The 11,111-nt window shown below is 67.1% G+C and carries 9 protein-coding genes; 4 read left to right on the top strand and 5 right to left on the bottom strand.

The window, feature by feature from the left end:
• Positions 1-1,118, top strand: a 1,118-nt coding sequence (locus ACQKDV_RS15375) for an L-glutamate gamma-semialdehyde dehydrogenase (RefSeq protein ID WP_427784852.1), incomplete at its 5' end; no start/stop codon positions are given.
• 120 nt (positions 1,119-1,238) lie between these two features.
• Here ACQKDV_RS15375 and ACQKDV_RS15370 read toward each other — a convergent pair.
• The 3 genes from ACQKDV_RS15370 to ACQKDV_RS15360 form a co-directional block, all read right to left on the bottom strand.
• Entirely contained in the window at positions 1,239-2,312 is a 1,074-nt protein-coding gene (locus ACQKDV_RS15370) for an AAA family ATPase (protein ID WP_427784851.1), read from the bottom strand.
• Positions 2,299-2,898: a nicotinamide riboside transporter PnuC gene (gene pnuC / locus ACQKDV_RS15365; RefSeq protein WP_427784849.1), complete on the bottom strand. Its 600-nt coding sequence runs from the start codon at positions 2,896-2,898 to the stop codon at positions 2,299-2,301. The genes ACQKDV_RS15370 and pnuC overlap by 14 nt, the downstream gene beginning before the upstream one ends.
• Positions 2,899-3,043: 145 nt before the next feature.
• On the bottom strand, positions 3,044-4,471 hold the full coding sequence (locus ACQKDV_RS15360) for an outer membrane protein transport protein (protein ID WP_427784848.1): 1,428 nt from the start codon (positions 4,469-4,471) through the stop codon (positions 3,044-3,046).
• A 229-nt stretch (positions 4,472-4,700) separates the two neighbouring features.
• On the opposite strand from ACQKDV_RS15360, the gene ACQKDV_RS15355 reads away from it, so the two are divergent.
• Positions 4,701-5,393: a rhomboid family intramembrane serine protease gene (locus ACQKDV_RS15355; protein ID WP_427784847.1), complete on the top strand. Its 693-nt coding sequence runs from the start codon at positions 4,701-4,703 to the stop codon at positions 5,391-5,393.
• Positions 5,394-5,462: 69 nt separating this feature from the next.
• Here ACQKDV_RS15355 and ACQKDV_RS15350 read toward each other — a convergent pair whose 3' ends face one another.
• Together ACQKDV_RS15350 and ACQKDV_RS15345 are read right to left on the bottom strand one after the other, a co-directional pair.
• On the bottom strand, positions 5,463-6,896 hold the full coding sequence (locus ACQKDV_RS15350) for a S41 family peptidase (RefSeq protein ID WP_427784845.1): 1,434 nt from the start codon (positions 6,894-6,896) through the stop codon (positions 5,463-5,465).
• A gap of 108 nt (positions 6,897-7,004) precedes the next feature.
• Positions 7,005-8,309, bottom strand: a complete 1,305-nt coding sequence (locus ACQKDV_RS15345) for a murein hydrolase activator EnvC family protein (protein WP_427784843.1) — start codon at positions 8,307-8,309, stop codon at positions 7,005-7,007.
• A 94-nt stretch (positions 8,310-8,403) separates the two neighbouring features.
• Between ACQKDV_RS15345 and ACQKDV_RS15340 the strand changes: the two genes are divergently transcribed.
• Both ACQKDV_RS15340 and ACQKDV_RS15335 read left to right on the top strand, forming a co-directional pair.
• Positions 8,404-9,066: a hypothetical protein gene (locus ACQKDV_RS15340; RefSeq protein WP_427784842.1), complete on the top strand. Its 663-nt coding sequence runs from the start codon at positions 8,404-8,406 to the stop codon at positions 9,064-9,066.
• An 85-nt stretch (positions 9,067-9,151) separates the two neighbouring features.
• A complete protein-coding gene (locus ACQKDV_RS15335; RefSeq protein ID WP_427784840.1) occupies positions 9,152-10,864 on the top strand; it encodes a M28 family metallopeptidase in 1,713 nt (570 codons plus the stop codon).
• Positions 10,865-11,111: the final 247 nt, after the last annotated feature.

Below are 11,111 nucleotides of genomic sequence, written 5' to 3'. Positions count from 1 at the left end.
GCCCGGCAATACCGGCATCCTGCCGGGCATGCAGGAGGGCGAATCGAGCAATGAGCGTCTGCATCAGCCCGTGGAACTTCCCGCTGGCGATCTTCCTGGGCCAGGTGGCCGCCGCACTGGCTGCCGGCAACAGCGTCATCGCCAAGCCGGCCGAGCAGACCAACCTGATCGGTTACTACGCGGTGAAGCTGCTGCACGACGCCGGCGTACCGGCCGAGGTGGTGCAGTACCTGCCGGGCGACGGTGCCACCGTCGGTGCCGCGCTGACCGCCGATCCGCGCGTGGCCGGCGTGGCCTTCACCGGCTCCACCGAGACGGCCCGTGCGATCAACCGCGCGATGGCTGCGCGTGATGCCGCCATCGGTGTGCTGATCGCCGAAACCGGCGGCCAGAACGCCTTCATCGCCGATTCCTCGGCGCTGCCGGAACAGCTGGTCAAGGACGCCATCGGTTCGGCCTTCACCTCTGCCGGCCAGCGCTGCTCGGCCGCACGCGTGCTGTTCGTGCAGGACGACATCGCCGACAAGGTGATGACCATGCTGGCCGGTGCGATGAAGGAACTGAAGGTCGGCAACCCCGGCCTGCTGTCCACCGACGTCGGCCCGGTGATCGACGCCGATGCACTGAAGATCCTGCAGGACCACGCCGCGCGCATGGACCGCGAGGCGCGCCTGATTGCCGCCGCCGAGCTGTCCGACGAAGCCGCCAACGGCACCTTCTTCGCACCGCGTGCGTATGAACTGAAGGACCTGGGCCAGCTGCACAAGGAAATCTTCGGGCCGGTCCTGCACGTGATCCGCTGGAAGGGCGACGAGCTGGATGCGGTGATCGACCAGATCAACGCCACCGGCTACGGCCTGACCCTGGGCGTGCATTCGCGCATCGACGAAACCGTTGATCGCATCAGCAACGGCGTCCATGTGGGCAACGTCTACGTCAACCGCAACCAGATCGGTGCGGTGGTCGGCGTGCAGCCGTTCGGCGGCCAGGGCCTGTCCGGCACCGGCCCGAAGGCCGGCGGCCCGCACTACCTGCTGCGTTTTGCCACTGAGAAGACGGTGACGGTGAACACCACCGCCGCCGGTGGCAACGCCTCACTGCTGACCCTGGGCGACTGATCGCCTGCGTCAGGCAGTGAACGAAAAACCCCGCGAAAGCGGGGTTTTTTTGTGTTTCCGCTTCCTGTAGAGCCGAGCCCATGCTCGGCTCCACCGTGCAAGCCGAGCATGGGCTCGGCTCTACAGAGGCGGGACGACACTGAACCGATTGTCCGCACGCTTGGCCAGCTCGTGTTGCACCCGCGTGATCCGTGTTTCCAGATCACCTTCCAGCAGCACGTATGGCACCCCACGCGCCTGCAGTTCGCACAGGTACCACGCGTGCTGCTGCGTGCGGAACGCCTCGCCTACCCGCGTGCCATCCTGGTCGAACGCGATGTCCGGCGCGCACAGGAACAGCAGGTCATACGGCCGCGTTGCCGCCTCGAGCAGCGCGTCTGGCGCGGTGCCAAACATCCAGCCGCTGTAGCCCAGGGTCACCAGCGGCGTGGTATCGCAGAACAGCCAGCGCTGCGCGGTCAGCGCGGCTGCATCCTCGCGTCGCGGCTGTTCTTCGGCAATGCGCAGCAGGTCCGTTTCGCCCAGTTCACCGCCCTGCATCTCCCACAGCGTGCGCCCGTACTCCGCTACCCACTGCGTACCCATGCGCTCGGCCAGCACGCGCGCCAGCGTGGTCTTGCCGGTGGATTCGCCTCCGATGAAGGCCACGCGCTGCACGTAGTCCGCATGCACCTGCGGCGACAGGCCGTGGCGAAGCGCATGCGGATCGGCACGCAGCTGGGTGCCGCTGGGCTGGCCGGCATCGCGGCTGCGCTCCAGCCGCTGGTGCTGCACCGGTGCATGGAAGTGCGCAGCCAGCGCTGCGGCGAATCCATCGCCGTAGTCCTCGCCAGTGAAGACCGCCTGCACCGGCCCACCGAACAACTGCAGGCACAGCCATGCGGTGAAATCACGCTGCGCCTGTTCGCTGTCAGTATCCGGTGGCAGCACCCGCGGCGGCAGGCCGTGCCGTTCGCACAAGGCCGCCAGGCGGGCATCATCCAGCACCGCCACCGTCGCCTGCGGAAAGCGCGCACGCAGCCAGCGTTCGCGGCGTGCGGCGCTGTAACCGGCGAAACCGGGCTGCGACCAGCCGATCACCAGCAGGTGCCGGCAGTGCGCGGCAGCGAAGTCGATCAGGCGCTCGTGACCGCGGTGCAGCGGACAGAACTTGCCCACCACCAGACCACGCTCGACGCGCTCAGGCCGTGGCATCGGCCGCTTGGGCCTCGGCACGCATCAGGCTGCGCCAGTGGCGCAGTGCCACCAACGCATTGATCCAGAAGCCGATATAGAGGATCGAGGTCAGGTGCAGGCCGCGGCTGTAGTACAGCGGCACGGCGATGGTGTTGACCAGCAGCCACACCCACCACGATTCCAGCTTGCGCCGCATCATCAGGATCTGCGCGATCACGCTCAGCACCAGCACCCCCGAATCGATGTAGGGCGCATAGGCCTGGGTCAGGCGGGTCAGCATCCAGCCATAGGCGAAGGTCGCCACCACCGCCAGCGGCAACAGCCAGGCCCAGGCGCGCGGTCGCACCGGGGTGATCGGCAGGGGCGCGCCATGGTCGCCGCGCAGCCACTGCCACCAGCCCAGCACGCTGATGGCGATGAAGAAGAACTGCAGCACCATGTCTGCATACAGGTGCGAACGCTCGAACACCGCCGCGAACAGCGCGCAGCCGACGATGCCCAGCCACCAGGTATGCACGTTGTTGCGCCCGGCCAGCAGGATCGAGCCGGCGACGGCGATGTTGGCAGCCAGCTCCAGCTGGAAGTTCGGATCGGAGAGGTTCATGGCGCTATTGTCGTTGATCCGGATGGGCTGTGTGGAAGGCCGACGTCGTCAGTAGCTCCACGCCATGCGTGGATGGCGCCGCCCACAAAAAGAAGGCCCCGCTCGCGCGGGGCCTCCTTCGTACTGCTTCAGGCCATGGCCTGGATCAGAACTTGTACTGCATCGAAGCCGCCAGCACGTCGCCGGTCACCTTGTACTTGCCGGTCACGGTGTTGCCGGTGGCCGAGGTCGAGGTGATGTTCGGGTCCTTGGTGAACAGGTGGGTGTAGCCCACGCTGTATTCCATCTTCTCCGACGGGGCGTAGGTCAGGCCCAGCGACAGCCACTTGCGGGTAGTGTCCGGCACGCGCACGTCACGGTGGGCGTCGGTGGTCGGGGTCTGGTCGTACGCCAGGCCGCCACGCAGCGTCAGCTTGTCGTTCACGCGGTAATCGGTACCGATGGACGCGAAGGTGGTGTCGCGATAGTGGAACGGCAGCACGCTGTCCGGCTGGTTGGAGTCATAGTCGACGGTAACCTGGTCGAACTTGCTCCACGCCGTGCGCGTGACCTCGGCCATGATCTGCCACTGGTCGTTCACGCGGTGGGTGAAGCCGACCGTGGCGCTGGCCGGCAGGGTGATGGTGGCGCGGCCATTGCTGTCGATGAAGGTACCCGGGGCAGCGCTGGCCAGGAACGCCGCAGCCTGCGGGGTCATGGTGAAGTCAGCCTTGCCGTCGGTGATCTTGTGCTCCACTTCCGAGCGGTAGCTGAAGGCAATGTTGGTGCCTTCCACCGGGCTGACAGTCATGCCCAGGGTGTAACCCACGGACACTTCGTCACCCTTGATGCGCAGGTAACCATCCTGGGTACCCGGCGAGAAGCCGAGCTGGGCGGCCTGGGCAGCGGCCTGGCGGGCAGCGGCGGCGGCCTGGGCAGCGCTGCCACCGGCAGCCAGCACGGCAGCCGAAGCGCGCTGCTGGGCGCTGGCGTTGATGGCGGTGCCGGCATCGACAGCGCTGGTCAGATCGACGTTCAGACGCTCAGCGAAAACGCCGACGCCGAAGGACAGGTACGGGTTGACGTCATAGGAGAACGCGGCACCCAGATCGATCGCCTGCAGCTCGGTCTTGACGCCGTTGTAGCGGCCCACCCAGTCACGGTCGTACTCGGTCTTGAAGCCGAACGGCACGGTCAGCGACGCACCGAAGTGCATGTTGTCGTTGGCACCGAACGGGACGTGGAAATACGCTGCCGGAACCGGGGCGATCATGCCGGCATCGCCGCCGTTGCCGCCGGAAATCGGCGCGCCGTTGGCATACTGGCCTTCGCCGCGGAACTTGGCACCGAAGCTGATGGCGCTGACGTCACCCTGGAACTGGGTGCCGTCCAGCAGGCGCATCGAGGCCGGGTTGGTGGCGATGACCGAGGCATCGCCTTCGGTCGAGGTGGAGCCGGCGAACGCACGGCCCAGGCCCTTGGCGCTGTTTTCCTTCAGCTGGAAGGCAGCGGCATTGGCATCGGCAGCGGCCAGCGCACCGGCAACGCCGACGGCCAGCAGGGTCAGTCGGGCAATGGTGGAAGCAGTTTGCATCGTGTTGTCTCTCCGGTAAGCGGTGATGGTGCTCTGAGTGCGCCTGCGCCTACCGGACCCGCAAAGGTCCGCCAGAACGCGCCGGATTCCCCTCCCGACATACGACGCCGTATGCGAGTATCCACCAGACCGGTTAATGAAACAATAACAGCGGCGCCCGCGCGTGCGGCAGGAGAAACTGAACAGGCGCTACGCCCGCGCTCGGCCCCGGCGCGCTAGGCTAGCGCTCATGTTTGTCTCACTCCCCTCCCGCAAGAAAACCACGCTGCGCTGGGCGACACCCGTGCTGTTTGCGGCACTGTGGTTGGCGTTCCTGTGGTCGATCTCGCGCCCCGGGGATGCTCGCAACAGCCTCTGGCTGGACTGGGGCGCCCTGTCCACCGGCCTGACCCACCCGCTGGACTGGTGGGCGACCCTGCAGGACGGCAGCGTGCTGCGGCTGTTCACCGCCCTGTTCCTGCATGCCGACTGGTCGCACCTGCTGGGCAACCTGGTGTTCCTGCTGATCTTCGGCCTGCCCGCCGAGCGGGTGCTGGGTCCCTGGCGCCTGATGCTGCTGTTCCTGGTCGGTGGCGCGGTGTCCAATCTGGTGGCGATCTACACCATGGGCAGCCCCGACCAGATCATCATCGGTGCCAGTGGCGCGGTGTCGGCCATGATCGGCGCCTACCTGGCGCTGTTTCCGGCCGCGCGCCTGGGCGTGGTGATCCCGCTGGGCCTGTTCCTGGAATTCGTGCGTGCCCCGGCCTACCTGCTGATCGGTGTATGGGCCGCACTGCAGGTGGTGTTTGCTTACATCGGCCCGAGCTTCGGCATGGTCGCCTGGTGGGCGCACATCGGCGGCTTCGTGTTCGGCCTGCTGTACGGCGTGTACGTGCGCGCCGCCATCGCCCGCAGACTGCGCAAGCGACACGGGTTCTGACTTGCGGGTAGTGCCGGCCGCTGGCCGGCTCCTTGCCCACCGCATCGCCGGGCATGGCCCGGCGCTACCTCACGGCTTGGCCGGCGTTTCGGCGGGCTTTGCCACCGGCTTCGATTCGGCCTTCGGCTCTGCCTTCGCTTCAGGCTTCGGTGCCGGCTTGGCTGCTTCGGCCTTGGCTGCTTCAGCCTTCAGGCGTGCGGCCACCGAGCCCGGATTCTTCAGTTCGGCCAGTGCATCGTTGATCGGAACGTCGCCTGGCAGTACCGCACCCGCGCGGTAACCCTCGGTGCCTTCGTCGTCACCACGCAGGTGGCCCGGCAGGGTCGCTTCGCTGTAATCGGTCAGGCTGGCCGGCAGTGCATCTTCTTCAGGCGTCGGTGCCGGCTTCAGCTCCACGTCGGGCACGATGCCGGTGGCCTGGATGGACTTGCCGCTGGGGGTGTAATAACGCGCCGTGGTCAGTTTCACCGAATCGCCATTGTCCAGCGGCAGCACGGTCTGCACCGAGCCCTTGCCGAAGGTGCGGCTGCCGACCACGCGTGCGCGGTTGTTGTCACGCAGCGCACCGGCCAGCACTTCGGATGCACTGGCCGAACCGGCATCGGCCAGCACCACCACGGGTGCCCCCTTCAGCAGGTCGCCCGGGGTCGCGTCGAAGCGCGCATCACTGATGCGGATACGGCCACGGGTGCTGACGATGTTGCCCTTGTCGAGCAGGTCATCGGCCACCTGCACCGCTGCCGTCAGCAGGCCACCCGGGTTGCTGCGCAGGTCGAGCACCAGGCCCTTGAGCTGGCCACCGGCCTGCTTCTGCAGCTGCTGCACCTGCTTCTGGAAATCCGAACCGGTATCGGCCTGGAAGGTGCTCAGGCGGATGTAGCCGTAGCCCGGTTCAAGCATGCGGCTCTTCACGCTGGTCACGCGGATGGTCTGCCGGGTCAGGCTGACATCGAACGGCTTGGGCTTGCCATCGCGCACGATGGTCAGCACCACCTTGCTGCCGGCCGGGCCGCGCAGCGGTTCGCTGGCGTCGATGGCACTGATCGGCTTGCCGTCGATGGCGATGATCAGGTCACCGGCAAGGATGCCGGCCTTGGCTGCCGGGGTGTCGTCGATCGGCGCGATGACCTTCATGCTGGCGTTGTCAGGCTGCTGCTGCAGCTCCACGCCGATGCCCTCGTAGGCGCCGGTGGCCTGCTCGTCGAACGCTTCGGCGTCTTCCTTGTTGAAGTAGGTGCTGTGCGGATCAAGATCCAGCAGCAGGCCACGCACGGCCGACTGCATCAGCTTGTTGTCGTCCACAGGATCGACATAGGCGGCGCGGACCGCATTGTAGACAGCGACGAACCGGCGGATGTCCTCCAGCGGCACCTTCGACGTCACCGCCTCCTCGTTGCTGGCTGCCTGGCCGGAGGTATCGGCGGGGGCCGGCGCAGTCTGCTGCGCCCAGGACAGCGCTGGCATCAGGGCCAGCAAGAGGGTGGCGGTACGGGCTGCGCGCATGAAGCACTCCTGTGGACGGTGGCATCGTGCCCAAGGCACATGTCCCGATTATGCGCGAAGCGTAGCTAAATTCCCGTTGAATCCGGCCATGCCTGCGCCGGCCACGATTCAGCGACGCTGCAGCCAGCTGTCCGGGTTCACCGGCTGCCCACCCCGGCGCAGTTCGAAGTACAGCGCCGTCACGCCCTGGCCGCCGGAATTGCCGACCTTGGCCACCGCGTCACCACGACTCACGCGGGCACCGGCATCCTTCAGCAGGGTGTCGTTATGTGCGTACAGGCTCATGTAGCCATTGCCGTGGTCGACGATCAGGATCATGCCGTAGCCGGTCATCCAGTCGGAGAACACTACGGTGCCATCGGCCACGGCGGTGACGGTGCTGCCGGCCGGTGCGCCGATCAGCACACCGCTGCTGGTGCGCCCGTCAGGCAGCTTGCCACCATAGCGGGCCAGCAGGTTGCCGGACAGCGGCCAGCCCAGCCCGCCCACCTTGGGCGCAGGTACGGAGGCCGCGGCGGGCGGCACCTTGGTCGGCGGCGGCGGGCGGCCCTCGGCCTTGGCCTGGCGCGCGGCCTTCTCGGCGGCTGCTTTCTCGGCGGCGGCCTTGCGTGCGGCAGCACGGCGTTCGGCTTCGGCACGGGCGGCGGCAGCACGCAGGTTGGCCAGCAGCGTTTCCAGTGCCTTGGCATCCTGGCCCAGCGCCTGTTCCTTCTCGCGGCGGTCCTTGAAGCGCTCGTCCAGCGAGGCCACGGTCTGCGCACGGTCGCGGCGATCGGCGGCCAGCGTGGCTGCCTGCTGCTTCTGGTCGCGCTGCGCCCCCTGCAGTGCCTGCCGGCGCTCGGCGATCTGCGCCTGCAGCACTTCCAGCTCCTTCAGATCGCCGGTCAGCGTGGCAATACGCTGGGCGCGCTCGCGCTGCAGATAACGGTGGTACGCCAGGGCGCGGTTGGCATCGGCCACCGTGTCCTGCGACAGCAGCAGCTTCAGCGGTGCGTGGTTGCCCAACTGGTAGGCCGCACGCAGCAGCCCGGCCAGTTCGCGGTTCTGCTGGGCCAGGTTGGCCTGCAGGGTCGCGCGCCGCTGCTCGGCTTCGGCCAGGGCCTGGTTCTGTTCGCGCAACGCGGTTTCGGTCTGGGCCAGGGTTCGGCCACTGCGGGCCACCTTCTCGTCGGCTTCGCGCAGCTGCCGCGAGGCCTGGCCACGCTGCCCCTCGATCTGCCGGCGTTCCTGGGCCACACCCTTCAGTTCGGTGCGCAGCTTCTGCAGCTTGCGCTCGGCCTCGCGGGTGGAGGCGGTCTGTGCACCGCCCGGCACCGGCAGGGCCAGTGCCAGGGCCACCCCCAGCAACAGGCAACGCCCACTGCGCAGAGCGGCAATGTGATGTCGGCGTGATGGGAAGACGTTGTCGCGCAAGGGCTTTCCAGTGACTTCAGGCAGTTGCAGGGGGTGCCGGGGAATGGTGACATCAACGCACGCGGCCTGCCAGCCGCACAACGACGAGATCCCCATGAAAACTCTTTCCATTCCGCTGCTGTTGGGCGCACTGCTGGTGGCCGGTCCGCTTGGCGCACAGGACAACATCAGCAAGGTCAACGGCAGCATCAGCGCCGATCCGGGCCAGCGCTACGGCAAGCTGGATACCGTCAACGGCGGCATCCGCGTGGGCGAGGGTGTGGAAACCGGCAGCATCGACACCGTCAATGGTGGCGTCACCGTGGCCGACCGCGCCCGCACCGGCAGCATCGAGACGGTCAACGGCAGCGTGCGCTTGGGCCGTGAGGTGATGTCCAGCGGCGATGTCAGTACGGTCAATGGCAGCATCTTCAGCGACCACGGCAGCCAGATCGAGGGTGGCGTGGAGACGGTCAACGGCGGCATCGGCCTGGTCAACACCGATGTGCGCAAGGACGTGGAAACCGTCAACGGTGACATCACCGTAGGCATCGGTTCACAGGTCGGTGGCGGCCTGCGCGTGCGCAAGCCGAACTTCAGCGTTTCGCTGACTGCCAGCCGCAAGCCGCGCGTGATCATCGGGCCCAACGCCGTGGTCGAGGGCCCGCTGCTGTTTGAGCGCGAGGTGGTGCTGTACGTGCACCGCAGCGCACGCGTCGGGCCGGTCACCGGCGCCGAGCCGATTCCGTTCGACACCGATACCGCGCCGGCGGACTGACGTCCCCGGCGCCGCAGTACGGGGAATGCTCCCCATCACCGGCCGCGCCCGGCGTGGCCATCCCTCGTGTATCCAGGAAACAACGATGCCCCGCAAACTCCTCCTGTGCCTGGCCGCCGCGGCCGCGCTCAGCGCCTGCAAAGGCGAAGACACCCCTGCTCCGGCACCTGCCGCCAGCGCTGATGCAGCGCCTGCCCCGACAGCACATACGTTCGCGCCCGACATCAACGCGGCCGACTTCAGCGAGCTGGTCAAGACGCTGGCCTCGGACGAATTCGAGGGCCGCGCACCGGGCAGCAAGGGCGAAGCGCTGACCGTCAACTACATCCGCGACCAGATGCAGCGCATCGGCCTGCAGCCGGGCAACGGTGACAGCTGGTTCCAGGACGTGCCGATGACCGAGACCACGGCCGACGAATCGACCGTGCTGAAGATCACCCAGGGTGGCAAGACCACCGAGCTGAAGTTCGGCACCGACATGGTGGTGGGCACGCGTACCGGCCAGCCTGAAGTGAAGATCGATGCCAGCGATCTGGTGTTCGTCGGCTACGGCGTGGATGCGCCTGAGCAGAAGTGGAATGACTACGCCGGCCAGGACTGGAAGGGCAAGACGGTGGTCATGTTCGTCAATGATCCGGGCTTCCATGTGGGTGACGAAAAGCTGTTCGAAGGCAAGCGCATGACCTACTACGGGCGCTGGACCTACAAGTTCGAGGAGGCCGCTCGCAAGGGCGCGGCCGCTGCGCTGATCGTGCATGACACCGCCGGTGCCTCCTATGGCTGGGACGTGGTGAAGAATTCCTGGGCCGGCCCGCAGTACGACCTTCCGGCCAAGGATGATCCGGAGGCTCGCATCCCGGTGCAGGGCTGGCTGAGCGCGGAGGCGGCCAAGGCGCTGTTCGCCGGTGCCGGCCTGGACCTGGCGCAGGCGTACAAGGACGCCAGCAAGCGCGGCTTCAAGCCGGTACCGCTGAAGGCCACCGCTGCGGTGGACCTGAAGAGCCAGATCGCGCAGAAGCAGTCGCGCAACGTGGTGGGCGTACTGCCGGGCAGCAAGCGCGCCGACGAAGCCGTGCTGTACATGGCCCACTGGGACCACCTGGGCAAGCATGAGGGCGAGGAAGGCGACAACATCTACAACGGCGCGGTCGACAACGCGACCGGTGTGGCGGGCATCCTGGAAGTGGCCGAAGCCATGGCCCATCAGGACCCGAAGCCGGAACGCTCGGTGGTGTTCCTGGCCGTAACCCTGGAAGAATCCGGCCTGCTGGGTTCGAAGTACTACGTCGCCCACCCGACCTTCCCGCTGGACAAGATCGCGGGCGTGATCAACATCGACGCGATGTCGGTGGCCGGCCGCGCCAAGGACGTGACGGTGACCGGTTTCGGCAGCTCCGAACTGGAAGACATCCTCAAGCCGCTGGCCGCCGCGCAGGACCGCACCCTGCATGGTGAGACCTCGGTACAGAGCGGCTTCTACTTCCGCTCGGACCACTTCAACTTCGCCAAGGCCGGCGTGCCGGCGTTGTATGCCGATGGCGGCGAAGACCTGCGCGAGGGCGGCGTGGAAGCGGGCCGCAAGGCCGCGACCGACTACGGCAACAACCGTTACCACGGTCCCAAGGACGAGTTTGATGCGTCCACCTGGAAGCTGGACGGCACCATGGAAGACCTGGAGCTGATGTACGGCGTGGGCAAGGAGCTGGCGGGCGGCGATCGCTGGCCGAACTGGTATGAAGGCAATCCCTTCAAGGCTGCCCGCGATGAGATGATGAAGAACAAGGCCCCGGCCCCGTAGAGCCGAGCCATGCTCGACTGATGGGTGTTGAGGTCCAGGCGGCGCCCCACCGGGCGCCGTTTTTTTTGTGTGCGGTGGGCGGCGGGCCATCCACGCATGGCGTGGATCTACCCGGTTGGTTGGCAACGCGCCCGGCGTGTTTATCCTCACGCAAAGAAAAACCCCGCTGCGCGGGCAGCGGGGTTTTGGGTGTAAACCCTGGCGATGACCTACTCTCGCATGGCTTGAGCCACACTACCATCGGCGC

It is taken from the genome of Stenotrophomonas sp. NPDC077659 (assembly GCF_050268705.1).
Classification (GTDB): domain Bacteria; phylum Pseudomonadota; class Gammaproteobacteria; order Xanthomonadales; family Xanthomonadaceae; genus Stenotrophomonas.
Note: the sequence above shows the minus strand (reverse complement) of the source record. Positions and strands in the feature narration are given on the sequence as shown.